This is a genomic window from Sphingomonas liriopis (assembly GCF_024211255.1).
GTDB classification, from domain to species: Bacteria; Pseudomonadota; Alphaproteobacteria; order Sphingomonadales; family Sphingomonadaceae; genus Sphingomonas; species Sphingomonas liriopis.
Window position 1 is genome coordinate 120,881 of the sequence record NZ_JAMLDY010000005.1, and the last position, 24,765, is coordinate 145,645.

Genomic DNA, 24,765 nt, shown 5'->3' on the forward strand with positions numbered 1-24,765 from the left:
AGTGACTGCCGATGGTGCGCGCGCTGGGCGAAGATCGGGCACAACGGACGGGCCGAACCCCGATCCGCGCAAACAAGGGTCGGGGGCGGATGACGGTCGACGGGGCATTGGTGCAAGTGCGCGACAGGTTGCGCGGGCTGTTCGATATCGCGGTCGACGCGGTGTCGGCGCATCGCGTGATGCCGCGCAAGCTGGCGCAGGCGAGCGACGGACGCACGGCGATCATCGCGATCGGCAAGGCGGCGGCGCCGATGATGCGCGTCGCGATCGATCGGATCGGCGATCCCGCCGCGGCGCTGCTCGTCACCCGCCACGGGCATCTCGGCGCCATCGCCTTCCCGCCGATCGTCGAGGTGATCGAGGCCGGACACCCCGTTCCCGATGCCGCCAGCCTGATCGCCGCGGATCGCGCGCTCGCCGTCGCGGCGGGGCTGCGGGCGCAGGACCGGCTGATCCTGCTGCTGTCGGGCGGCGGCTCCGCGCTGGCGGCGGCGCCGGCCGCCGGCGTCGGGCTGGAGGACAAGCAGGCGGTGACGCGCGCGCTGCTGCGATCCGGCGCGACGATCGGCGAGATCAATTGCGTCCGCAAGCATCTGTCGCGGATCAAGGGCGGGCGGCTGGCGCTCGCCGCCGGGCCGGCGCGGACGACGACCTACATCATCTCCGACGTGCCGGGCGACGATCCCGCCTTCGTCGCGTCGGGGCCGACCGTCGCCGACGACAGCTCGCTGGCGGACGCGCGCGCGATCGTCGCCGGCTATGCGCTCGCGCTGCCACCCGCGGTCTCCGCGGCGCTCGCCGATCCGGTGAACGAATCCCCCGCCGCCGACGCGCTCGGCCTCGCCGGCTGCGAGACCCTGGTCATCGCCCGCGCCCGCGACGCGCTGACGGCGGCCGCCACGGCGGCGGCGGCGCAGGGGCTGACCGTGACCAACCTCGGCGACCGGTTGCAGGCGGAGGCGCGGCACCTCGGCACCAGCCACGCCGCGCTCGCCCGCCGTCTCGCCGCCGACGGCAGAGCGCGCGCGATCGTGTCCGGCGGGGAGACGACGGTCACCGTCGTCAATCCGCAGGGGCGCGGCGGACGCAACCTCGAATATCTGCTCGGTCTGGCCATCGCGCTCGATGGCGATCCGCGGATCAGCGCGCTGGCCTGCGACACCGACGGGATCGACGGGACGGAGGATGCCGCCGGCGCGATGATCTTTCCCGACACGCTGGCGCGCGCCGCGGCGGCGGGGCTCGATCCGGCGGAACATCTCGCCGCGAACGACGCCTATCGCTTCTTCGCCGCGCTCGACGACCTCGTCGTCACCGGCCCGACGCTGACCAACGTCAACGATTTCCGCGTCATCCTGATCGCCGGGGATCCGGCATGACGCGCGGTCGCTATCCGTGGGTGCTGGTGGCGCTGCTGTGGGTCGCCTCGTTCCTCAACGCCGCAGACCGCTCGATCCTGGTCGCGACGATGCCGCAGATCCGTGACGCATTCGGCCTGTCCGCGACACAGCTGGCGCTGGTCAGCTCGATCTTCTTCTGGGTCTACGCCTTCGCCGCCTTCGTCTCGGGGCGGATCGGCGATGCGACGCGGCGCTCGCGGGTCATCGCCTATGGCCTCGTATTCTGGAGCATCGCGACCGGCGCGATGTCGCTCGCCGCCGGATTCGGCATGCTGCTCGCGATCCGCGCCGCGGTCGCGCTCGGCGAATCGAGCTATTATCCCAGCGCGACCGCGCTGATCGGCGACTGGCACGGCGACAGGATGCGCAGCCGCGCATTGTCGCTGCATCAGACCGGACTGTTCGCGGGGGCCGGCATCGGTGCGCTCGCCGCCGGGATGATCGCGGACCGGTTCGGCTGGCGCGCGCCTTTCCTCGTATTTGCCGGCGTGGGCATCGTCTGGGCGGTGATATTGATCCGCTTCCTGCGCGATCCGGGCGACCTTGCCCCGAAACCGGCGATCGCGCCCGCCGACGGCCCGCTGCGCACGATCCTGCGGACACCGGCCGCGCTCATCCTGTGCGGCGTGTTCTTCCTCGCCAATGGTGCATCGACCGGCGTGATGGTCTGGGCGCCGACCTTCGCGCACGACCGGCTCGGCCTCGACCTGACCGGATCGGCGCTGCTCGGATCGGCGACGATCAACCTCGCCGGCTTCCTGTCCGTACCGGTCGGCGGGCTGGTCGCCGACCTGCTGCGCCGCCGCTTCGCGCTCGGGCGGTTCCATACGCTGGCGATCGGTCTCGGGATCGCCGGGCTGTGCCTGTTGCCACTCGTCCTCGCCAAGACCGCATCGGCGGTGGCCATCGTGCTGGTCGCCTCGAGCGTCGGCAAAGGGCTGTTCGACGGCTGCATCTACGCCGCGATGCACGACATCGTGCCGCCGCCGGCGCGTGCGACCGCGGTGGGGCTGATGACGACGCTCGGCTTCATCGGTGCCGGACTCTCGCCGCTGCTCGTCGCGCAGATCGCCGGGCGCTTCGGCCTTGCCGCCGGGATGACGTCGCTGGCACTGGCCTATTTCGCGGCGGTGGCGGTGATCGTCGCGATGCGCCGCCCGGCGCTGCGCGCGATCGCCACGGTCGCGCATTGATGTTACGGCTTTGGCCCCGCCACTCGTCCAGGCCGGTGATGACCGACGATGCCGCGACCAAGCGATGGTTCACCCAGGAGGTTCTGCCGCTCGAGCGCGACCTGGTGCGGTTCATCGCGCGCCATTGCCGCGATGGCGCCGATATCGCCGACGTCCGGCAGGAGGTGTATGAGCGCGCGCTGACCGGCGCGCGCGCCGATGCCCTGCGCTCGACCCGCGCCTATCTGTTCACCATCGCGCGGCATGTGCTGATCGACCGCGCCCGCCGCGCCAAGATCGTCTCGTTCGAACAGATCGCCGACATCGATACCGTCGACTGGGACCATGATGCCTTCGCGCAGGATCGCCACATGACCGCGCGCGACGAATTGCGGCGCGCGATGCTCGGCCTTGAACAGCTGCCGCCGCGCTGTCGCGAGGTGGTCCGCCTGCGCAAGGTCGAAGGGCTCAGCATCCGCGAAACCGCCGACCGGATGGGCGTCAGCCACCACACGATCGAACGCCAACTGACGCTCGGCCTGCGCGCGCTCGCCAATTTCATGCTCGGCGGCGAGGGGCGGATCAGCCGCCCGCGCGCGCGATCGACCGCAGCGCGAGAGGCCGAACGATGAGCGCCGCCCGTGATCTCGAACAGCAGGCGGCGCACTGGCTGGTCGCCCGCGACCAGCCCGACTGGTCCGCCGACGATGCCCGCGCGCTCGCCGCATGGCTGTCGGACAGCGTCGCGCACAAGGCGGCATTCTGGCGGTTGGAGGCGGGCTGGCATGCCGCGGACCGCCTCGCGGCAACGCGCGGCCCTTCTACCTTCAGGACGCCGCGCCGCTGGGCCCCGTCACCGATCTGGGGGATCGCTGCGGCGCTGGTGATCGCCTGCATGGCGGCGCTGGCGCTCTCGCAGTTCGTGCCGCTCGGCGGCGACGTGCCCACGATCCGTGTCGCCACCGCCGTGGGCGCGCGGCGTCAGGTGGCGCTCGCCGACGGCAGCGCGGTGACGGTCAACACCGCCAGCACGATGCGTGCGTCCTTCGCCGCGGGCGAACGTCGCGTCTGGCTCGATCGCGGCGAGGCCTATTTCGAGGTCGCGCACGACCGACGCCACCCGTTCGTCGTGTTCGCCGGCGGACGCAAGGTGACGGTACTCGGCACCAAATTCTCGGTTCGCCGCGATGGCGACACCGTCACCGTCGCGGTGGCGGAAGGACGCGTGCGGGTCGAGGATGCCGACCCCGCCACCGCCGAACGCGCCGCGATCATCACCGCCGGCGACGTCGCGATCGCACGCGGTCACGCGATGCTGCTCGCCGACCGCTCCGAACAGCAGGTGCAGGACGCACTGGCTTGGCGGCGCGGCGTGCTGACCTTCGACCAGGTGACGCTGGAACAGGCGGCGCATGAGTTCAACCGCTACAACCATCGCCAGATCCGGCTGGGCGACGCGCAGGCCGCCCGGCTGCGCATCGGCGGGTCGTTCGAGGCGACCAATATCGACGCCTTCACGCGACTGCTCCACGACGCCTTCGGCCTGCGCATTGCCCACGATCGCGACGGCGTGACGATAAAATCCTGACGCGCGTTACGGCTTTCGCCGAACCGTTCGTCTGACCCCGTATCGGCCCGCAGAGGCCGACGGGACGCACACAAGGGGGGGATATGCGTAAATCTGATGCGCTCATGATCTGTCTGGCGACCAGCGCGATCATCGCTGCCGTGCCGGCCGCCGCGCAGGCGGAGACCCGCACCATCGCGGCGCTGCGCCGCTACGACATCGATGCCGGCAGCATGAAGGCGGCGCTCGACGCCTGGGCGCGCCAGTCGAAACGACAGATCCTCTATCGCACCGATGACGTGCGCACGCTGCGCTCGCCGGGCGTGCGCGGACGGCTGGGCGATGCCGATGCGCTCGACCGCATCCTGTCCGGGTCAGGCCTCAGGATGCACCGCGATGCATCGGGGGCGGTGGCGATCACGCGGCCCGTCGCCTTCGCCAGCACGATCGCGCAGGACGTCGCCCCCACGGCGGCGGCACAGGAGCCTGCCGCGACGCAGGACGCAAGCGGCATCCAGGACATCGTCGTCACCGCGCGCCGCACCGAGGAGCGCGCGCAGAAGGTTCCCGTCTCGCTGACCGCGTTCACGCAGGACACGATCCGCCAAAAGAGTATCAACACGGCCACCGACCTGCAGAATTTCACGCCGTCGCTGACCGTGCTCGGCAACGTCGCACGCAATCAGGAGACCTATACGATCCGCGGCATGGGCGGCGGCGGTGGCGCCGGCACCGGCAGCGGCCCCGGCGTCGTCGGCTATTTCGCCGAGGTGCCATCCTCGGCCAGCGGCCCGGGCAGCTTCTACGACCTCGCTTCGCTGCAGGTGCTCAAAGGTCCGCAAGGCACGCTGTTCGGGCGCAACACCACCGGTGGCGCGGTCTTGCTCGAGCCGGCGCGTCCGAAGATGAACCGCGTCGAAGGCTATGTCGAGGGGACGCTCGGCAACCTGCGCCGTCGCAGCGCGCAGGGCGCGCTCAACATTCCGGTCGTCGACGACGTCCTGGCGGTGCGCGTCGCGGGCCAGTTCGACAAGCGCGATGGCTATGTCCGCGACGTGCTGACGGGACGCGACTATCTGAACCGCGACAATTATTCGCTGCGCCTCGGCATCCAGTTCAACCCGACCGATACGATCAACAGCTATACCGCGGTCAATTACATCCAGGTCGACGAACATGGCGGCGGCAGCATCCTGCTCGCGGTACGCCCCGGCAGCCCCTATGCGGCGTTGCTCCAGCCCTATCTCGCGCAGCAGCAGGCGCGGGGACCGCGCGAGACGTCGACCGGCGTGAACACGTTCGAGAAGGCGCGCAACCTGCTCGTCCTCAACAACACGACCTGGAACCCGACACCGGAACTCACGATCAAGAACGTCTTCAGCTACGGCCGCACCCGATCCACCAGCGCGACCGACCGCGATTCGACGCCGTTGCCGATCGCCGACCTGCTCGGCGCCTTTCCGGGCAGCTACAACAACAACCTGCGCACGATCACCGAGGAGCTGCAGGCGCGCTACGACGACGGCCGTTTCTCGCTGCAGGGCGGCGGCTTCTACCTCGACGAGAAGAGCCCCTCCCCGCTCACCTTCCTGACCGTCAACCCGTTGCAGGCGGGCGGCATTCTGGGCGGCGGGCCGATCATCCTGCCGTCGGTGGTTCAGGCCCTGCTGGGCGTGAACGGCCCGCTGCTGCCCGCGCTCAACATCCAGCCCGATGCGTCGGTGCGCGGCCGCAGCAAGGCGCTCTACGCGCAGGCGCAATACAAGATCGTCCCGACGCTGACCGCGACCGCCGGCTTCCGCTGGACGTGGGACAGCTTCGGCGGCGACATCCAGAGCTACCAGGACGCACAGAGCTATCAGGTGTTCAACCGGCTCGCCGCGCTCGGCATCGTGTCGCCGGCGCAAGCGGCACAGGTGATCGGTCTCAACGCCAATCTGTGCGTCTACGACGCGTTCCTCGCGGTTGCGGCGGGCGGCTTCCCGACGCTCAAATATCCCAACTGCACCAAGCCGACGTTCAGCGGCAAGAGCGACGGGCCGACCTGGCAATTGGGCCTCGACTGGCAGGCCGATCCGCAGACGCTCGTCTATGCGGTGTCGCGGCGCGGCTACAAATCGGGCGCGAACAACCCGATCGTGACGCTGTTCCTCGGCAGCGACTACCCGCTCGCCCCGGTCAAGCCCGAGCGCGTGACCGATGCCGAGGTCGGGCTGAAGCGCGACTGGACGATCGGCGGGGTCAAGGCGCGGACCAACGTCGCCGCCTTCTACACCTGGTTCAACGACGTGCAGGTCATCCAGCGCGCCGCGATCGCCGGATCGGACATCCTGGCCAACGCGAAGAAGGCGCGCGTCGTCGGGCTGGAGTTCGAAGGACTCATCATCCCCTTCAAGCCGCTGACGATCAGCGGCACCTATTCGTACAACGACGCCAAATTCCTCGATTACGTCACCATCCCGATTCCCGCGATCCCGTCGGCACTGACCGCGGCGCAGCCGTCGCGCGACCTGTCGAGCACGCCCTTCACCTTCGTCGCGCGGCACAAGTTCAGCCTCGACGGGCGCCTGGCGCTGCCGATCCCGGCGGCGGAGGGCGATATGGCGATCCGTGCGACCTATTCGTGGCAGTCGCGCCAGCGAGTCGCGCCGGACGCACAGCCGTTCGATACGATCGATCCCTACGGCCTGCTCAACCTGCGGCTCGAATGGAACCAGATGCGCGGCGCGCCGCTCGATCTGGCGATCTACGGTACCAACGTCCTCAACACGGCGTACCGGATCACCGCCAACACCGGTTACAACAATTCGGGCTTCAGCAACTCGATCTATGGCGAACCGGCGCAATACGGCCTGTCGCTGCGGTATCGCTTCTGATGCGTGCGCGCGTTTCGGTAGCGATCGTCGCCATGCTGCTGGCATCGTGCAGTTCGGGTCCCGAACGGCGCGCGATCACGCCCGCCCAGCGGCAACTGGTCGACCGGATGGGTCGTGCCGGCGCCGCAGGGATCGACGCGAACGGCCGCGCCGACGGCGGGATGAGCGTCGCCGGCACGCTCGCCGGCCGGCCCTTCGGCATCGCCGTCCCTGCGCGCTGGAACGGTCAGGCGGTGCTGTTCGCCAACGGTTATTCGATCCCCGGCTCGCCGGTGTCGGTGCCCGCCGACCCGGTCGCGAAGGATCCATCGGGCGGCTTCCTCACCGCCGCCTACAAACAGGGATTCGCGGTCGGCCAGAGCGCGTTCGACAAGCCGGCGATGGCGGTGAAGAGCGGCGTCGCCAACACGCTGCGCCTGCGCGGCTGGTTCGAGCGGCTCGGCACGACGCGCTTCTACCTCGGTGGCGCGTCGATGGGCGGCAATATCGTGATGGCGCTGATCGAACAGCATCCCCGGGCCTTTGCCGGCGCGATGAGCGCGTGCGGCGTGACGGGCGGATGGGACAGCGAGGTCGGCAGCCTCGTCGACCTGCGGGCCGCCTATCGTTACTACACGCGCGGCACGAAATACGCGCTGCCCGGCAACCCCGATATCGCCGCCAACGGTGTCTCGCCCACGCCGCCCACCGGCCTGGGGTTCGCCCGGACCCCCTGGCTGTTCTGGCAGCTTAAGAAAATGAGCGGCGTCATGGCCGACCTGTTCAAGGCGGCGCGCGCCAAACCGGACGGCCCGGAGGCGAGGATGGTGGCCCGTATCGCCTCGGTCGCGAAGGCCGACGCGGATCCGGCCAGCTTCATCTTTCCGATCATGACCGCGATGGTCAGCATGGAGGATATGCGCGCGAGCTTCGGCGGCGTCGTCTACGGCAATGTCGGCAAGGTCTACGACAGCCCGCTGCTGACCGCGCGCGAAAAGGCGGACCTCAACGCCGGCATTCAGCGTATCGCATCCGACGCCCCGGCACGCGCCTTCGCCGTGCAATGGCACCGGTCGACCGGCCGCTTCACCACGCCGCTGGTGGCCGTCCACAACCGCCACGACGGCCTCGTCTTCGCGCAGCAGGCTCTCCTGCTGCAACAGCGGGTCGCGGCCGCCGGCAACGATGCGCATCTGTTCCAGCTGTGGGCGCCGTCGCTACAGAAGGACATTCCCGGCACCGGCCTGAAGGGATGGGCGCACTGCGGCTTCACCCCACGCCAAGCGGCGGTGCTGTGGAACACGCTGCATGGCTGGGTCGACAGCGGTCGCAAACCGACGGCGGGGGTCTATTGATGACGAACACGATCGACCGGCGACAGGCCATGGCGCTTGGCGCCGCGGCCCTCGCGACGCCGGCACTGGCGCGCGGTGCCCGCGACACGTTCCTGTGGGGCGCGGCGACGGCGGGGCATCAGATCGAAGGCAACAACGTCAACGCCGATATCTGGCTGCTCGAACAGGTGAAGCCGACCCTGTTCGCCGAGCCGTCGGGCGATGCCTGCGACAGCCTGCACCGATGGGAAGAGGACGTCGCGATCGTCAAGGCGCTCGGCCTCAACGCCTATCGCTTCTCGGTCGAATGGAGCCGGATCGAACCGGCGGAAGGCCAGTTTTCCCAGGCGTATCTCGACCATTATGCGCGCATCGTCGCATCCTGCCGGGCGTCGGGCCTTGCGCCGGTCGTCACCTTCAACCACTTTACCACGCCGCGCTGGTTCGCCGCGCGGGGCGGCTGGGAAGCGGACGACGCCCCCGCTCTATTCGCGCGCTATTGCGACCGCGTCGCCCGCGCGATGGCGCACGGGATCAGTCATGCCCTCACCTTCAACGAACCCAATCTCTCGATCAACGGCCCCTGGTCGCGCTTCCAGCCCGATGCAAAGGCCAAAGCGGCGACGCAGGCGATGATCGCCGCGGCGGCGAAGGCGTCCGGGTCGAACCGCTTCTCGTTGCTCAACGGCGGCGACCCGACGCCGATGATCCCCGGGCTGCTGCGCGCCCACCGGCTGGGGCGCGACGCGATCAAGGCGGTGCGCGGCGACCTGCCCGTCGGCATGAGCCTCGCGATCTCCGACGACATCGCGCTCGACGGCGGCGACGCTCTGCTCGCCACCAAGCGCCGCGCCTATTACGAACCGTTCTTCGAAGCGGGCCGCGACGACGATTTCGTTGGCGTCCAGACCTATGAGCGGACGTACCTCGGCCCGGGCGGCCCGGTCGACGCGCCAGCCTCCACCCCGCGCCGCGCCGATGGCAAGCCCTACGAGCCGGCGGCGATCGGCGGATCAATCCGCTACGCCCATCGCGCCACGGCCAAGCCGATCCTCGTCACCGAAAACGGCATCGATGCCAGCGACGATGCCGATCGCGCGCGGTTCATCCCCGCCGCGATCGCCGCGGTGGAGGCGGCGCGGCACGACGGCGTGCCGGTGCTGGGTTACATCCACTGGTCGCTGCTCGACAATTTCGAATGGCTGAGCGGCTACAAGCCTCGCTACGGTCTGGTCGCGGTCGATCGCGCCTCCTTCAAGCGCACGGTCAAGCCCAGCGCCCGCGTGCTCGGCCGGATCGCGCAGGCCGGCGGGACGCGATGACGGCGACGGCGTTCCTGTGGGGTGCTGCGACCGCCGGGCACCAGGTCGAGGGCAACAACGTCAACGCCGACATCTGGCTGCTCGAGCAGGTGCCGGGGACCAGCTTCCTCGTCCCGTCCGGCGATGCCTGCGACAGCCTCCACCGCTGGCGCGAGGACGTCGGGCTCGTGCGCAGCCTGGGGTTGAACTGCTATCGCTTCAGCGTCGAATGGAGCCGGATCGAACCGACGCCGGGATATTTCAGCACGGCGTGGCTCGATCATTACGCCCGGATCGCGGCGGCCTGCAGGGAAGCGGGGATCGCGCCAGTGGTCACGCTCAGCCACTTCACCTCGCCGCGCTGGTTCGCGCAGGCAGGCGGATGGACGCAGGCTGACGCCCCGATGCTGTTCGCCCGCTATGCCGAGCGCGTGACGCGTCGCCTGGCGCCTTGGGCCAGCCACGTCGTGACGTTCAACGAACCCAATCTGCCGCTGATGGGCCGATGGAGCGCCACCCCGATCGCCGATCCGGGGCGCGAAGGCCTCGACCGGATGCTCGCCGCCGCGACACGCGCCTGCGGGTCCGATCGTTTCGACGTCTGGGTCTATTCGCGGGGCGAGGAGGCCGCGCTTGCCAACCTGCTCGCCGGCCATCGCGCCGCCCGCAGCGCCGTGAAGGCCGTCCGTGCCGATCTGCCCGTCGGCATGAGCCTGGCGCTGCCCGATGTGCAGGCGGTCGGCACGCAAAGCGGGGTCGCGGCGTACCGCCGCCATGCCGAGGCGCCGTTCTTCGCGGCGGCACGCGACGACGATTTTCTCGGCGTCCAGACCTATGGCCGGCTGCGCCTCGACGCCCAGGCCGTCGTACCGCCGCCGGCCGACGCGGAACGCACCCAATCCGGGGACGAATATTATCCGTGGGCGCTTGCCGCCGCCGTGACGCGCGCGCACGCCGAAACCGGCCGGCCCGTGCTGGTCACCGAGAACGGCATCGCCACCGCCGACGACCGCCAGCGCGCGCGTTACATCGCGGATGCGCTGGCCTCGCTCGATACGGCCCGCACCGCCGGCGTGCCGGTGATCGGCTATATCCACTGGTCGCTGCTCGACAATTTCGAATGGCGGCGCGGCTACGCACAACGGTTCGGCCTCGTCGCGGTCGATCGCCGGACGTTCCGCCGCACCGCGAAGCCGAGCGCGCGGCGTTATGCCGAACTCGTCCGGGCGCGGCAGGCATGATCCGGCTTGCGCTCGCCGCACTCGCGCTTGCCCCCGCAGCACAGGTCGCAGCGCCCTGGTCCGACACGCTGTCCCGAGAGGCATTGGCCGGACTCGCGGCGGACGCGGCGCGGCCCCCTGCGCCGGCGGACATGGCCGCGCGCCGGGCCAGGGCCGAGGCGATCCAGCGCGACATCGGTACCCGCCAGGCGGCCCGCTACCGCGTCGTTATGGCCGACCGGACGATCGGCGGCGTAGCCGTACGCGTCTTCACCCCCGCCGGTCGACCGCGCAGCGACGCGGTGTTGCTCAATCTTCACGGCGGCGGCTTCGTCGTCGATTCGGGATCGCTGACCGAGAACATCCCGATCGCCGCGCTGACCGGCATGACCGTGGTCGCGGTGCGGTATCGATTGGCACCCGAGCACCTTTTCCCCGCGCCGGTCGAAGACGCCACGGCGGTCTATCGCGCGCTGCTCGCCGATCGTCCGCAGCGCCGGATCGGTGTGTACGGCACGTCCGCCGGCGCGATCGTGGCGGCGGAGCTGGTCGCGCGGCTGCGGGCGGAGAAACGGACCGCGCCCGCCGCGCTGGGGTTCTTGAGCGGCAGCGCCGACTTGACGCGGACCGGCGACACGATGGCGCTGTTACTCGGCGCCGACGCGGGCAAGGGCGTCGCGAGACTGTATGCCGGCGCGCGCGATCCCGCCGATCCCGCGATCTCCCCTGCACGGGGCAGCCTGAGCGGATGGCCGCCGACGCTGTGCCTGTCGAGCACCCGGGACTATCTGCTGAGCGCGACCGCCGATTTCTGCCGCGCGCTGGGCGACGCGGACGCCGATGCCCGGCTGGTCGTGTTCGACGGCCTGCCCCATGCCTTCTGGAGCTACATCGAAGCGCCCGAGAGCGACGTGGCGTTCGCGACGATGGCGCGCTTCCTGCGCCGACACCTGGAGACGACCCGATGATCCGCTGGCTGACGCCGCTTGCCCTGCTTGCCGCCCCCGCGGTGGCGCAGGGTCCCGTGAAACAGGTGCCTGGTTTCCGCCTGCCGCCCTCCAACCAGTTGAGCCCGGCGGCGCAGCAGGTGCTGGCACGCATGGATGCGGCGGCCGCGCCCGATACCGTGAAGGGCGACGTCGCCAGGCAGCGCGCCTTCTACGGCAAGTGGAACGACGATCGCCTGGCCGAGATGCGCCGGCGCTTCCGCACCGAGGTGCGCCGCGAGACGATCGGCGGCGTCGGGGTGGACATCGTCGACCCCGCCGACGGGCCGGCGGCCGATAACGCGGCGCGCGTTCTCATCAACGTCCATGGCGGCGCGTTCATGTGGGGGGCGGGCAGCGGCGCCCTCGTGGAGGCGATTCCGATCGCCGCGACGATGCGCATCCGCGTCGTGACGGTGGATTATCGGCTGGCGCCCGAACACCGTTACCCGGCGGCATCGGAGGATGTCACCGCGGTCTACCGCGACCTGCTCAAACGCTACCGGCCCGAGAACATCGGCGTCTACGGCTGTTCGGCGGGCGGCGTCATCACCGCACAGGCGACCGCCTGGATCGGCAAACAGGGCCTGCCCCGCCCCGGCGCGATCGGCACCTTCTGCGGCACGGGCGCGCCCTACAGCGGCGACAGCCCCTATCTGGCGCCGGCACTCGCCGGCACCGCGCCGCCCGCGATCCCCGCCCTGCCCGCGACGCTGCCGGTCGGCTACATGGATGGGGTGCCGGCCAGCGATCCGCTCGCCTACCCGCTGGCGTCCGACGCGCAGATCAAGGCGATGCCGCCGACGCTGCTGCTGGCGGGCGGCCGGGACTTCGCGGTCAGTGCGCTGACGCTCGCGCATCGCAGACTCGCCGCGGCAGGCATCGACAGCGAACTCCAGCTCTTCGACGGCCTGCCCCACGCCTTCTTCATGTGGCCCGACATGCCCGAATCCGACGAGGCGTTCGCGACCATCGCCCGCTTCTTCGACAGGCACCTCGGCCGCCGTCCCCGCTGACCCCGAATGGAGATACCTATGTCGCTTCGCTTCGCCCTCCCCCTCGCGCTGCTCGCCGGCGCATCCGTCGGTGCCCAGGTTCCGCCTGCCGCCACCACCCTCACCGCCGCGCAGACCGCACTCGTTGCGAAGGCGCGCGCGAACGGCGCGACCGACCTGTCGACGCGCCCCGCCCCCGCGGGCGGCGTGACACTGGTCGGCAAGCTGGAGGGCGATCAGTTCGCGCTGTCCTTCCCCGCGGGATGGAAGGGCGACGGCCTCGTCTATGCGCACGGCTATTCGACGCCCGGCACGCCCATCGCGGTGTCCGAGGATCCGACCGGCGCGTCGACCGGGGGCGGGATGATGCGCTTCGCCTATGAGGACGGCGTCGCGGTCGGGCACAGCGCCTATGACAAGGACGGGCTGGGCGTGGAAACGGGCACCCGCAACACCAAACGGTTGCGCGATTTCCTGGTCGGGATGGGCGCAAAACGCGTCTACGCCACGGGCGATTCGATGGGCGGCAGCATCGTCGTCACCTTGCTCGAGACGTACCCGGGCGCCTTCGCCGGTGGCCTAGCGCGGTGCGGCGTCGTCGGCAGCTGGAAGACGCTGCTCACCCAGCTGTACGACATGCGCGCCGCCTACAATGTCCTGACGAAAGGCACGGCCTATGCGCTGCCGGGCGAACAGGACATCCGCCGCTCCGCGCTGTCCACGACACCGCCGGCGGGCACGGCGATGGACGCCAAGACCTATGGCTGGAGCCAGCTGACGCGGATCGCCACCCCGGTCCTCGCGCTCTTCGCCGCCGCGAAGAAGGATCCCGCAGGGCGTGAGGCGCGCATCCTGCGTCAGGTCGCCGCGATCGGTGGATTCGACGTCGATCCGGGGTCGATCGCCTTCCCGCTCGTCACGGTGTCGCTCGGCGCGGACGACATGGCCGCGACCGCCGGCGGCCTTCCCTATGGCAACATCGGCAAGGTCTATGCCAGCGACACGATGACCCCGGCGGAGGCGAGCGCGCTCAACCGCGGAATACAGCGTGTCGCCGCGTCTCCCGCCGCGATCGCCTATCTTACCCGCTGGCACGAGGCGAGCGGGCGAATCTCCGCGCCGCTCGTCACCATCCACAACAGCGTCGATTCGCTCGTTCCCTATGCGCAGGAGACGGTGTTCGCCGATGCCGTACGCAAAGCCGGCAAATCCGCCCTGCTCGCCGCCTACCCGGTCGCGCCGCTGCGTGCTCCCCTGCCCGTCGGCGGGGTCGAGGCCTATACGCATTGCGGCTTCACGCCCGAACAGACGAAGGCGGCGTGGAACGCCCTGCACGGCTGGATCGATAATGGCCGGCGCCCCACCGCCGACGCGGTGAAGTGAAGCCATGCGTTGCCCGGGGTCACGACTCGTTGATCGGAGTCACAAAAACGTAACGGCTTAAGGTGCGAGACGTATCAGCGGCATGTCACGAGGCAAACGGGTACCGCTCGTCGCGCTGAACGGCGCTTTGGTGTGACCAGCCTTGAACCACGACGCCGCGCGGAGACCAATGGTCGACAGCACCGATTGGAGGAAACCGCATGACCGGCAAGATCATCACCCTGTCCGCTCTCGCAGCATCTGCCTTGGCCCTGGCGTCGCCGGCGCACGCCAGCGGCTGTAACGGGGTCGTCAACTTCTTCGTATGGGGCTGCGCGCCGTGGGACAACAATAACGGCCCCAATTATCCCTATTACAGGAAGAAGGTCGTCACGATGAAGGCGCCCGCCGGCTCCAGGATCGAGGAGAAGAACGGCGCGGCGATGATCGATATCAACGGGCAGAAATTCCCGCTCGCCAACGGCGTGATCGCGCCGGGCGGGGCCAACGTGATCGCACCGGGGGGGGCGAACGTCATCGCACCAGGCGGGGCCAACGTCCAGGTCGTGGTGCCGGGTTGAGCGGCATGATGCTCAAGCTCGCGCTCGCTGCATCGCTGCTGGCGGCGGGGCCGGCGGCGGCGCAGTCCGGCGCGGCGGCGCGCATCGACGCGCTGTCGCTCGACCAGATCGTCGCCGCGGTCAGGGCCGGGTGCGGGCAGCTGACCGCGGCGATGACCGAGTTGCAGCGCCGCTATCCCGATCGCGTCACGGAGGTGCCGCGCTGCGACGGCGTGCCGATCACGGCCGATGCAGCGACCTACCGGACGATGAGCGACGACGCGCTCGGCGACGAAATCACCGCGCAGTCGAGCGCCATGGAGCAGCTGGTCGCGCACGGCACCGCGCTGCGTGCGGCAGCGGCGCAGGCATCGGGGATGCCTGCCGTCAGACCGACTGCCAAGCCGTCACCTGCGCCGGTCGCCAAGGCTGCACCGCCCAAGCCTGCCGCCTTGCCCGCGCGCAAGAAGGAGTGCGAAGCGCAGCACCTCGCCGACATCCGGCTGTGCTACGACAGTGCATGCAAGATGGTCACCTATCGCCGCTGGCAGCAATGCCTCGACACCGGACGCTATTGGTAGCGCGCGGCGACGTCGTCCAGCAGGCGATCGATCGTGGCAAGCGCGCGGTCGCGCACCGGATCGATCTCGCGCAGCAGTTCGTGCCCGACGCCGTGCGGAAAGCGGTGTAGCACGATCTCGCCGCGCGCCTGCGCGAAGCGGCGCGAGGCACGCGTGTCGGTCAACCGGTCGTCGTCCGCCGCGAGCAGCAGGACGGACAGGTCGAGCGCTGGCGCGGTCCGCGCCAGCGTCTCGAGCGCGCGGCCCGACGCGAACGCCGCCGCCAGCCAGCCCCAGCTCGGGGGGCCCAGGCGCAGTCCCGGCATGCGTTCGTGCCACCAATGCTCGTCGAGCAGCCGGCCATAGTCCGCGGTCAGCATCGCCTCCGCATCGGCGCGCGCGGCGTCGCCCGCCTTCGCGGTCCAGGCGGCGCGGCCGGGATCGGCGCGGCGGCATTGCCAGCGGGCAATGCGTTCGCTGATTCCGGCGCCGAGCGGGCTGCGGATGCGCACCATCGGCGACAGCAGCACCGCGCCCGCCGCCATGATCCGCCCCGACAGCAAGGCGTGCGCAAGCACGTTGCCGCCCATCGAATGCCCCATCGCGACGCGCGGGGCGGGCGCGGTCCAGTCGCGCCAGAACGCCGCGAGATCGTCGATCAGGCTGGTGAAGCTGTCGAGATGCCCGACCGTGCCGTCGGCGGTCAGCCGTCCCGATCCGCCATGCCCGCGCCAGTCGAACGCGGTGACCGACCAGCCGCGGGTCTGCCAGTGCGCGAACGCTTCGAGGTGTTTCTCGAAGATGTCGCCGCGGCCGCCGAGAAACAGGAGCGCGCCCCTCGCCTGTCCGACCGCCGGCCAGTCGAAGCGGCGGATCGGCCAGCCATCGGGCGCGTGCCAATGATCGATCGTGCTGCCCTCGGGACGACGACGACGGATCGGATGCGGCAGCGCGCTTGGTTCCATGCCGGCATATCAGGCGATCGGCGCGCCGAATTCAAGCGTTCGATCAGCCGGGAAACCGTTTGAGGCAAGCGTCGGCGACCGCGGCGGCGTTGCCGGTCGCCGCGACGTACGCGGCGGCGGGCGTATAAGCGGCGGTGACCGCCGCGGCATCGACCGACAGCCTGCCGAGTGCGACCGCGACGCGCTGCGCTCCCGCCGCATAGGATCTGGCCGCCGCCGTGTCACCGGCGCCGACCGCCAGCCCGCCATGCCGGAGCGCGCCCAGCGTCGACGAACAGATCACCCCGGCTACGACCGGGTCGGCGGGCAGCGGCCGTGGCATTGCGGTCGTCGCCTTGGCATCTTCCTTGCGGCACGCGGCGGCGAAGATCTGCGCGGCGCCGTTCCGCACCAGCGGCTTCATCGCGTCGACCGCGGCGTTGGCGGCGTCGAGCGGCGGCTTGCGTGCATCATGCGCCGCCTTCCATGCGAAATAGAAGCCCTGCGGATCGTAGACCACGGCGGACCCGGGGTCGATCGCCTTGCCGCGCGCGGCATCGATCGCGACCGCCGCCGCGCATGTCGTCGCGCGCTCGTACGGCGCGGCCGGCAGGCTCGGCACCGGTTCGGCGGCGATGTCGTAGGCGGCGAAACACTGGTTGAGCGGCGTCAGCCACACCGCCTGCACCGCCTCGGTCACGGCCTTCTCGCCCCCCAGCGCCGCGAGCATGTCGTCCTTGGCACCAGGCACGAGTTCCTGGAGCCGGGTCACCTCGCCCAACTGCCTGACCTTGTCGGCGAGACGCTGCTTCGCCTCCGCCGTGCCGCCCTGCGCGGTGTTGCCGAGCGCCAGCACGCCGGCACGCATGCACAGGATCGCGCGCGTTCGCTCGTCCCTGGGCAGATCGCCGTAATCGCGCTCGCCGCAGCCCGCGAGCAACACCGCCGCCATCGCCACGCCCGCTACCCCGCTCCGCATCCGCCGTCTCCCCTGGATATCTCCCTCGGGATGCCAGCCCGGCGCGGCCATGCGCGCATCGCGCGACCAACCTGCCCGCGGCCGCGACGAAACGGGCTTGCCAGCGCGGCAGCGAACGGGACATTCCTCGAAACCGAGGGAGCACCGATGGAAGCATTGTTGCGACAGGTGATGCGCGGCACGGCGGTCAGGCTATGCGCCGTCGTGTGGACGTTCGGCTACGTGCTCGTCGCGATCACCGGCGCGGCGCAGGGCCGGTCGGGACCGGCGGCGATGTTCGTCGCCAACGTGCCGCTGCTGTTGCTTGGCATCGTCCAGTCGATCGCGCTGGGGCTGCTGTTCGACCGTCTGGCGACCGTGCCGGGCGTTGCGCGCTGGATCATCGTCGCGCTTGCCGGGATGGTCGCCGCGCTCGTGCAGACGATCGCCGACCATTATCTGCTGAGCGCGATCGCGCTGACCGTCGCGCCCGACTGGCGCGCCTGGGCGCTGGACGTGCAGCCGGGGCGCAAGTTCGCGATCCTGATCCTCTATCTGTGGACGCTCTACCTGACGATCGCGCTGATGTGGGCGCTGCGCACGTCGGACATGGCCAAGCTGAACGAAGCGCGTGCCGCCGCGTTCGCCGCGGCCGCGTCGCGCGCGGAAGCGGCGGCGCTCAGGTTGCAGCTCAACCCGCATTTCCTGTTCAACACGCTGAACGGCATCGCCAGCCTGGTCGTGCGGCGCCAGCAGGACGAGGCCGAAGAGATGATCGGCCGGCTGGCCGATTTTCTGCGCTCCTCGCTCGCCGCCGATCCGACCGCGTTGGTGCCGCTCGACCAGGAGATCGCCACGGTGCGCGCCTATCTGGCGATCGAGGAGGCACGGTTCGGGCCGCGCCTGTCGGTCAGTTACGCGATCGATCCGGCGCTTGCCTTGCTCGACGTGCCCAATTTCATCCTCCAGCCGCTGGTCGAGAACGCGATCCAGCACGGCGCGGCGCCGGTGCGCGGCGCGGTGTCGATCGCGATCGAAGCGCAGCGCGGGGAGGATATGGCGATCCTGTCGGTGACCAACCGTGCCGCGCACCGTGGCGCCGCGCCGCAGCCGCGCGCCGGGCACGGCATCGGCCTGACCAACACGCGCGCGCGGCTTGCGACGCAATATGGCGACGCGGCGCGGCTCGACGGCGGGCCGCTCGCCGACGGCTACCGCGTCGAGATCGCGCTGCCGTTCGACGCCGCGGCGCGGCGCGCGGCATGAGGGTGCTGATCGCCGACGACGAACCGCTGGCGCGCGCGCTGCTGCGGGCGCTGCTCGAGGATCTGTCAGGCGTGGCGGTCGCGGGCGAGGCGAGCGACGGCGAGGAGGCGATCGCGCTGGCCCGTTCGCTGGCCCCGGACCTGGTGTTCCTCGACATCGACATGCCGCAGCTGAGCGGCATCCACGCGGCACCGACGCTGATCGATACGGGCGTCGAGGTGATCTTCGTCACCGCGCACGAGGAACATGCGATCGACGCATTCGAAGTCGGCGCGCTCGACTATATCCTGAAGCCCGTCAGTCGCCCGCGCCTGGCGCACACGGTCGAGCGGGCACAGCGCCGGCGAGCCGCGCGCGACGCCCCGACCGGGACCCCGACCACCGCACCGGGCGAGGACGGCATCTGGGTGCCGGTCCGTCACGGCGTCGCGCGCGTGGCGTTCGCCGACGTGCAGCGCGTCGAGGCGGCGCGCGATCACGTCTATTTCCACACCGCCGAGCGCGCCTATCTGCACCGCATCACGATGAGCGAGACGGCGGCGTTGCTTGCCGGCACCGGTCTGCTGCGCGTGCACCGCTCGGCCTTCATCCGCCCGGAACGCGTCGTTGCGCTGCGCCGTCATGGCAAGTCGCTCGCGCTGACGCTCGACGACGGCGCCTCGGTGCCGGTCGGCACGACCTATCGTGTCGCGACGCTCACCGCGATCCGGCCGGCCTAGCGCCGGAGCGCGGCGATACCGCGCTGCACGCCGGCCACGATCATCGCGACCCCAAGGCCGATCAGCGCGGCGGGCACCGTCATCACCACCGCGAAGATCGCGAGCGTCGCCCATTCCGCCGCCCCGGCGGGCCACGGCGCCGCGGCGGCCGGCGTGCTGCGAACCGACGCGACGACGTAGCTGCCGAACAGCACGGCGAGCTCGACGGCGACGAATGCGGCGATGCCGATGGCCTTGGCAAGCCGGCCCATCGCTACAGCCCGATCTCGTCGGGCCGATAGGCGCGCCCGCCATACCAGCGACGATACGATCCGTCGGCCTGTCGATAGTAGCGCCTGCCCGCGAAACGCACCGGCGTGCCCATCGCCTTGAAGCTCTGCCACGCCCCGAGCGAGAGCAGGATGAGCGTGACGACCCTGAGCCAGATCATCGCTGCGCTACCAACGTGATACCACAGGCGAACTGCGGCGTATCGGGCGCACCGTTCCCGCCCAGCGCAAGCATGTCGGCGGCGATCCAGCGCAGCGTCACCGGCCTTGCCGGTCGCCCCTTGTCGGACCAGCGCGCGACGACGCAGTCGGGGCCGTCCGCGCTCAGCCATCCGCCGCGCCGGTGTACGCTGAGCGTCGTGATCGGGAACTGCATGCTGCCGCCCTGTCGCTCGGCCAGCGCCTCGCGCGATCCGTCGGGCGACACGGCATGCGCCGCGGTGCCGGACAGGCCGTCGATCGCGATCAGCCCACCGACGGCGACGAACGGCACCAGCGCCAGCACCGCCACGACGATCAGCAACCGGACAAGCAGCGCCATCGCGCTACCGTTTCGCCGTGCATGCAGTGCGCGCGATGTCGACGATCGGCACGCCCGCCGCCGTGCGGTTCTCGTCGCGCTCGAAGTAGACCGCAGGCGCGCCCGAACCGTCGGGTCGCAACCGTCCGACCGCGCCGGCGAACTGCCCCGAGGTCAGCCGGATGCTATCGCCGGTACCGCGTACCCAGCGACCGGCGGTATGCGCCGTGCGATAGCTGCCGCCCGCCGACAGTTCGAGGAACCCCATGTTGGAGTAGCGCAGCGCGTAGGTCGCGGCACCGCCGCCGATCACGGTGCCGCCGATCCGCTCCTGATACGCGCAGATCAGCCGCGTGCCCGGCACCACGCCCGCCGCCGGCGCGCGGCCCGGCGCACGCCAGGCGAGCCTGCCCCTGGCATAGCCGTCGACCGAATAGACGTCGCCGGTCGGGATGAACGCACTGAGGTGTCCGTCGATACCCGTGGTCGAGCAGGGCCCTGCGATCTCGGCGCGCGCGCGTTCCCGTTCCCAGTGGAACACGCAGCGCCCGTTCTCGAGATACGATCGCGCCGGCAACAGCGCGGCGGCGAAGGTCTGCCCCCGGATCGTCACCGATCCCGTGCCATCGAACCGCCCGCCGGCGAGCCGCGCGTCGATCGACCAGGTGCCGATCGCCTGCCCGTCCCGATCGGTCAGCACGCCGTCGCCGGTGACGGGCCCCATGTCGGGAGGCACCGGTGCCTGCGCTGCGAGCAACATCGGTGTCATCGCAGCCAACATCCAGCGCATCGTTCGTCCTCCACGGCGCAGGATGCCAGCATCGGACATCGTGGGAAGACCGGCACGACGAACTCGGGGCACGCTGCGACGAACCTCCCGGGCGGTCGATTGTCTGCAAGCCTCGCTCTGATCGGCTGGCATTTTCCCGGGTCGCAAAGACCGTTGTTACCAGTAACGGCCGGTCTTCGAGCATTGCGCATGTTTTCGATAGGTGGTCATTTTGCAGGTCGTGTCGCTGCACAGGTCGTAGTCGGCCTTCCACTTCCGGTTGCAGGCAAGCTCGCCCTTGCTTTCGACTGACGGTGCTTTCGATTTAGCGATGACCGTCCCTGCCGGTCGTGCCGGCGACGACGGCGCGCGCACGGTCGGGATGACGGGTCGCGTAGCGGTGGGACCAACGCCCTGGCGCCGTTGCACCGCCTGAAGGAGCACTGCCTTGATCATGGTCGCCGACGCCACGTTCCCCGGCGTCGATCCCCATTTGGTCTTGAGCGTCGCGTCCGCCCCGCGTTCGAGCAAAGCCTTTACCATCTCGAGGTTTCCGGCCTCTGCAGCGTAATGCAGCAGCGTCCAGCCTTCGTAATTGGGCTGATCGACCGAAAACTGTCCGCTGTCGACGAGCCGCAACGCCTCGGCATTTTCCTTGTTCACGACATGGTGACGGGCATCGTCGAACGGATCGCTCGCTGCCCAGCTTGCAGTAAAGGCAGAGCCTGCCAGCAAAACGGCGCCAAACGTGCCTCGCCAATTCATGCTCACGCTCGCCCCTTCCGGTCCCGCGCTTGGTCGGCAACGCGGCCGAAGCAAGAAACCGTTTAGGCATCGACGGTCCGTGTCGCGTTTACCGCAAGACGAATGCGCCGTTTCGCACGACGAGAGCGCGCAAATTGGTCGCGTGCCCGACCGCGCCCGTCGCGCTCGACTGTCGCTGAAGCTCGTTTTCGACCAGTTCGAGTGTCGAGGAGAGGCGAGCATGCTGGCACGGATTGCGTTGGGCGGAATTGGCTTGCCGACCCTGATGATGGCGGGGGTGGCACCGGCCGGCGCGCAGGACGGCGCAGCGCTGTGTCAGGTCGGACAGAAGGTCGAATATGCCAAATCCGGGCGACGCTATCCCGGCGACGTACGCGGCAGCGACGGGGGCAAGTGCCAGGTCTACGCCCCCGACTATATGGGCATGATCGACGTCGACATGGCCGATCTGCGGCCGTTCAGCGGGGCTCCGAAAGGGACGGGCAAGCCGGACGTGGCCGCGGTCGGACCGGCGGTTGCACTGACCGCGAGGCAGATCAGCACCATGTTCGATCGCGACCCGACGAACGCGAAGGCGCAACTTCTGGGCCGCAAGGTTCGCGTCACCAGCGAGTTCTGGCATCTGGGCAGCGATTCGGCATCGATCAAATCGAACATCGTTCAGGTTGCGGCCAAATGCCGGATCGAGGCCGCGGACCGCCAAGGATGGCGCAGCGTGCCGGACGGCGCACAGGTCACCGTGGAAGGAACCGCGACCGACTATGGCGATACCGGCATCGCGCTGCAGGGGTGTCGGCTCATGCGGCAGGGAGCGGCGCCGGTGGTTGCCGTCGGCCCCGCCAGCCCGCCTCCCGGCCGCTATTTCTGCCGCAGCGCAGGCAACGGGATCGGATACCTGATGCTTGGCGCGGCCAACTACTCGGTCGATGGCGTTGCGGGAGCGTGGCGGTTCGATGCATCGACACGGCGGCTCGGCTTTGTCGGCGGTAGCTACGCTACGTGGGGCTGGACCGGCGAATGGCGGACGGATCCCGATGGCGATGGAGGGCCAGCGGAGCCACGCATCCTATTACGCGATGGCAAAGGGTTGAAGGTGACGTGTACACCGCAGCCTGAGGGTGGCTGATGCTTCTAGGAGAAGGCGTGGTTGGTGCAGCTAGAATAGCCCACCTCCCAGGATTGTTAGATCTCTTTTTTCCCAGTATCATTACCATCCCTGGCCTGGCGCACCTGATCTATGGATTATGATCCATTACCGCGTCAGCCAGGACGATTAAAAAAGCATGGACTTTCCTAAATCAATAGGCATACTTGCGCTGCCATTCATTTAATTTTATTAATCGATTCCGGTGAGGACGGTCATAATTAAATTACGGATTTTAATTCGTGAGAGCACCTTTATCATTCTAAGAATATATGGCTAAGATATTTTTGGCGTTGTAGTGTCTGTTTTAAAGGAGACCAGTGATAGCGAGCAGTAAAACAATCTCTTCTGGGTTATTCTCGTAGATTTGCTTGTCAGGTTGAGCAATGAGACGATCGGGTTGGCAGCGGTGCTTATTCACGAAGCGGCAAGCCGTCGCACACCTCCAGGCAACGTTGGGATAAGCGAACGGCGGGCGTGCATGGTCATCGGGGCGGATCGCACGAGCATGCGGTATCGGTCATGCCGGGCGGATGATGGCGACCTGCGGTCGCGGCTGTGCGAGCTGGCGCAGCAGCGCCGGCGGTTCGGCTATCGGCGGCTGCACATCCTGCTTCGCCGAGACGGCATCACGATCAACCGCACGAAGACCCAGCGGCTTTACCGTGAGGAGGGTTTGACGGTCAGGCGCCGGAGGGGACGAAGGCGCGCCAGTACCGGCGCGGGCGCCCGCGCCGGTACTGGCGCTTCCCAACCAGCGCTAAGCCTGGACTTCGTGCACGACCAGCTCGTCACCGGCCGGCGGTTCCACGTGCTCACCCGACCCCGCCGATCCTGCCGTCAACCACCCCCGTGCTGACGATCATGTTGGCGTCGGAATACTGACCATGAGACCACATCCGCGCATCATGGGCACGATAACCTCAGCGCCAGAACGGTCGTAGACATCCGCGACCGTTCGCCGAACGCCAAACCGAAAGTGGGGAAGGCGGTGGGCAACGGCATCCGATTTTCAATTTCTTCAATGAAAACAATGGATGTTGGCGGAGCGGGAGGGATTCGAACCCTCGATACGCTTTTGGCGTATACTCACTTTCCAGGCGAGCGCCTTCGACCACTCGGCCACCGCTCCGCATGTCCTGGAAGGGCGCGCCTAGCCTGTCCGTCTGTACGCTGCAAGTGATTGCGCGCGGGCGTGGCTTGCGTCAGTCTGTGCGGCATGTTGAGCCTGTTCCTTCTTGCCGCCGCGCCGTTGGCCCAGGCGGCGGCCGTGCCCTCCCCCGCCGATCCGGTTGCGGCGGACTGGCGGGCGGTGCCCGACGACGAGCTGCTGGTGATGACGCTGGCGAATGGGCGCCAAGTGGTGATCCGGCTCGCGCCCGCGATGGCGCCGGCGCATGTCGGCAACGTCCGCACGCTGGCGCGCACACGCTGGTGGGACGGGGCGAGCGTCTATCGCGTGCAGGAAAACTGGGTGACGCAATGGGGCGATGCGACGGAGAAGAAGCCGCTGCCTGCCGGCGTCACCGATCGCCCGGCCGCCGAGTTCGAAATCGCCGCATTCCGGCCGGCGGTGCGGATGGCGAAGGCGGATGGCTATTCGACCGCGAGCGGAATCACCGCGGATGGCTGGCCGGTGGCGACCAACGGGACGCAGGCGTGGGTGACGCATTGCTACGGCATGGTCGGGGTCGCGCGCGATACGCTGCCGAGCACGGGGTCGGGTGCCGAATTGTTCACGCCGATCGGGCAGTCGGCGCGGCGGCTCGATCGCAACTACACCGTCGTCGGGCGGATCGTCGAAGGGATGCAATATCTGTCGGCGCTGCCGCGCAGCGAGGCGGCGATGGGCATGTATGCGACGGCGGGCGAGCGGGTGCCGATCGTGTCGGTGCGCCTTGCCAGCGACCTGCCGGCGGGCGAGCGGCCGCATTTCCAGTATCGCAGTGCCGATAACCCGCGCTTCGCCGCGGCGGTCACGCGGCGCGAGAATCCGGAGGCGCCGATGGTGTCGCTGGGCGGGGCGTCGGTGTGCGACGTATTGCCGGCGGTGCGGCGGGCGCCGTAACGGGTCCGGCGTTCCCGTGGCGGGCCGGGCG

24 protein-coding genes, 1 tRNA gene and 1 pseudogene are annotated in these 24,765 nt (G+C 69.4%); 18 read left to right on the forward strand and 8 right to left on the reverse strand.

Going from position 1 to position 24,765, the window contains the following annotated elements; all coding sequences use genetic code 11:
• The first annotated feature begins 89 nt into the window (after positions 1-89).
• The 13 genes from M9979_RS05370 (at position 90) to M9979_RS05430 (ending at position 15,333) form a co-directional block, all read left to right on the forward strand.
• Positions 90-1,379 carry a glycerate kinase type-2 family protein gene (locus tag M9979_RS05370; RefSeq protein ID WP_254288314.1) on the forward strand — a complete coding sequence of 430 codons (1,290 nt, stop codon included), beginning with the start codon at positions 90-92 and terminating at the stop codon, positions 1,377-1,379.
• Positions 1,376-2,593, forward strand: coding sequence for an MFS transporter (locus M9979_RS05375; protein WP_254288315.1), 1,218 nt, complete (start codon positions 1,376-1,378; stop codon positions 2,591-2,593). The genes M9979_RS05370 and M9979_RS05375 overlap by 4 nt, the downstream gene beginning before the upstream one ends.
• 38 nt (positions 2,594-2,631) lie before the next feature.
• Positions 2,632-3,204 carry an RNA polymerase sigma factor gene (locus M9979_RS05380; protein ID WP_254288316.1) on the forward strand — a complete coding sequence of 191 codons (573 nt, stop codon included), beginning with the start codon at positions 2,632-2,634 and terminating at the stop codon, positions 3,202-3,204.
• Positions 3,201-4,160: a FecR family protein gene (locus M9979_RS05385; RefSeq protein ID WP_254288317.1), complete on the forward strand. Its 960-nt coding sequence runs from the start codon at positions 3,201-3,203 to the stop codon at positions 4,158-4,160. Before M9979_RS05380 ends, M9979_RS05385 begins: the two co-directional genes overlap by 4 nt.
• A gap of 83 nt (positions 4,161-4,243) precedes the next feature.
• The gene (locus M9979_RS05390) at positions 4,244-7,015 is read left to right on the forward strand and encodes a TonB-dependent receptor (protein ID WP_254288318.1); all 2,772 of its coding nucleotides are present in this window, start codon (positions 4,244-4,246) and stop codon (positions 7,013-7,015) included.
• Positions 7,015-8,349 carry an alpha/beta hydrolase gene (locus tag M9979_RS05395; RefSeq protein WP_254288319.1) on the forward strand — a complete coding sequence of 445 codons (1,335 nt, stop codon included), beginning with the start codon at positions 7,015-7,017 and terminating at the stop codon, positions 8,347-8,349. Before M9979_RS05390 ends, M9979_RS05395 begins: the two co-directional genes overlap by 1 nt.
• A complete protein-coding gene (locus tag M9979_RS05400) occupies positions 8,349-9,650 on the forward strand; it encodes a family 1 glycosylhydrolase (protein WP_254288320.1) in 1,302 nt (433 codons plus the stop codon). Before M9979_RS05395 ends, M9979_RS05400 begins: the two co-directional genes overlap by 1 nt.
• Positions 9,647-10,870 (forward strand): glycoside hydrolase family 1 protein, encoded by a 1,224-nt coding sequence (locus M9979_RS05405; RefSeq protein ID WP_254288321.1) that lies wholly within the window; start codon positions 9,647-9,649, stop codon positions 10,868-10,870. Before M9979_RS05400 ends, M9979_RS05405 begins: the two co-directional genes overlap by 4 nt.
• The gene (locus M9979_RS05410; RefSeq protein ID WP_254288322.1) at positions 10,867-11,817 is read left to right on the forward strand and encodes an alpha/beta hydrolase; all 951 of its coding nucleotides are present in this window, start codon (positions 10,867-10,869) and stop codon (positions 11,815-11,817) included. Before M9979_RS05405 ends, M9979_RS05410 begins: the two co-directional genes overlap by 4 nt.
• On the forward strand, positions 11,814-12,851 hold the full coding sequence (locus tag M9979_RS05415; RefSeq protein WP_254288323.1) for an alpha/beta hydrolase: 1,038 nt from the start codon (positions 11,814-11,816) through the stop codon (positions 12,849-12,851). Before M9979_RS05410 ends, M9979_RS05415 begins: the two co-directional genes overlap by 4 nt.
• 18 nt (positions 12,852-12,869) lie before the next feature.
• Positions 12,870-14,213: an alpha/beta hydrolase gene (locus M9979_RS05420; protein ID WP_254288324.1), complete on the forward strand. Its 1,344-nt coding sequence runs from the start codon at positions 12,870-12,872 to the stop codon at positions 14,211-14,213.
• A gap of 200 nt (positions 14,214-14,413) precedes the next feature.
• The gene (locus M9979_RS05425; protein ID WP_254288325.1) at positions 14,414-14,773 is read left to right on the forward strand and encodes a hypothetical protein; all 360 of its coding nucleotides are present in this window, start codon (positions 14,414-14,416) and stop codon (positions 14,771-14,773) included.
• A 5-nt stretch (positions 14,774-14,778) separates the two neighbouring features.
• Positions 14,779-15,333, forward strand: coding sequence for a hypothetical protein (locus M9979_RS05430; RefSeq protein WP_254288326.1), 555 nt, complete (start codon positions 14,779-14,781; stop codon positions 15,331-15,333).
• On the opposite strand, the gene M9979_RS05435 is transcribed toward M9979_RS05430, so the two are convergent.
• Entirely contained in the window at positions 15,324-16,277 is a 954-nt protein-coding gene (locus M9979_RS05435; protein WP_254288327.1) for an alpha/beta fold hydrolase, read from the reverse strand. The genes M9979_RS05430 and M9979_RS05435 overlap by 10 nt on opposite strands.
• 43 nt (positions 16,278-16,320) lie before the next feature.
• Positions 16,321-17,235: a hypothetical protein gene (locus tag M9979_RS05440; protein ID WP_254288328.1), complete on the reverse strand. Its 915-nt coding sequence runs from the start codon at positions 17,233-17,235 to the stop codon at positions 16,321-16,323.
• A gap of 147 nt (positions 17,236-17,382) precedes the next feature.
• Between M9979_RS05440 and M9979_RS05445 the strand changes: the two genes are divergently transcribed.
• Together M9979_RS05445 and M9979_RS05450 are read left to right on the forward strand one after the other, a co-directional pair.
• On the forward strand, positions 17,383-18,480 hold the full coding sequence (locus M9979_RS05445; protein WP_254288329.1) for a sensor histidine kinase: 1,098 nt from the start codon (positions 17,383-17,385) through the stop codon (positions 18,478-18,480).
• A complete protein-coding gene (locus M9979_RS05450) occupies positions 18,477-19,199 on the forward strand; it encodes a LytR/AlgR family response regulator transcription factor (RefSeq protein WP_254288330.1) in 723 nt (240 codons plus the stop codon). Before M9979_RS05445 ends, M9979_RS05450 begins: the two co-directional genes overlap by 4 nt.
• Here the strand turns inward: M9979_RS05450 and M9979_RS05455 are convergent.
• From M9979_RS05455 to M9979_RS05475, 5 genes are all read right to left on the reverse strand, one after another.
• Complete coding sequence (locus tag M9979_RS05455) at positions 19,196-19,450, reverse strand: hypothetical protein (protein ID WP_254288331.1); 255 nt, start codon at positions 19,448-19,450, stop codon at positions 19,196-19,198. The genes M9979_RS05450 and M9979_RS05455 overlap by 4 nt on opposite strands.
• A gap of 2 nt (positions 19,451-19,452) precedes the next feature.
• The gene (locus M9979_RS05460; RefSeq protein ID WP_254288332.1) at positions 19,453-19,629 is read right to left on the reverse strand and encodes a hypothetical protein; all 177 of its coding nucleotides are present in this window, start codon (positions 19,627-19,629) and stop codon (positions 19,453-19,455) included.
• A complete protein-coding gene (locus M9979_RS05465) occupies positions 19,626-20,009 on the reverse strand; it encodes a hypothetical protein (RefSeq protein WP_254288333.1) in 384 nt (127 codons plus the stop codon). Before M9979_RS05465 ends, M9979_RS05460 begins: the two co-directional genes overlap by 4 nt.
• Positions 20,010-20,013: 4 nt before the next feature.
• Complete coding sequence (locus M9979_RS05470) at positions 20,014-20,778, reverse strand: hypothetical protein (RefSeq protein WP_254288334.1); 765 nt, start codon at positions 20,776-20,778, stop codon at positions 20,014-20,016.
• Between the two features lie 156 nt (positions 20,779-20,934).
• On the reverse strand, positions 20,935-21,522 hold the full coding sequence (locus tag M9979_RS05475) for an ankyrin repeat domain-containing protein (RefSeq protein WP_254288405.1): 588 nt from the start codon (positions 21,520-21,522) through the stop codon (positions 20,935-20,937).
• A 79-nt stretch (positions 21,523-21,601) separates the two neighbouring features.
• Here M9979_RS05475 and M9979_RS05480 point away from each other — a divergent pair, with 79 nt between their 5' ends.
• Both M9979_RS05480 and M9979_RS05485 read left to right on the forward strand, forming a co-directional pair.
• Positions 21,602-22,648, forward strand: a complete 1,047-nt coding sequence (locus tag M9979_RS05480) for a hypothetical protein (RefSeq protein WP_254288335.1) — start codon at positions 21,602-21,604, stop codon at positions 22,646-22,648.
• Positions 22,649-23,088: 440 nt separating this feature from the next.
• A pseudogene (locus M9979_RS05485) lies at positions 23,089-23,483 on the forward strand (IS3 family transposase); the annotation flags it as partial.
• 224 nt (positions 23,484-23,707) lie between these two features.
• On the opposite strand, the gene M9979_RS05490 reads toward M9979_RS05485, so the two are convergent.
• Positions 23,708-23,798, reverse strand: a tRNA-Ser gene (locus tag M9979_RS05490).
• Positions 23,799-23,885: 87 nt separating this feature from the next.
• Here M9979_RS05490 and M9979_RS05495 point away from each other — a divergent pair.
• Positions 23,886-24,734 (forward strand): peptidylprolyl isomerase, encoded by an 849-nt coding sequence (locus M9979_RS05495; protein WP_254288336.1) that lies wholly within the window; start codon positions 23,886-23,888, stop codon positions 24,732-24,734.
• Positions 24,735-24,765 lie beyond the last annotated feature (31 nt).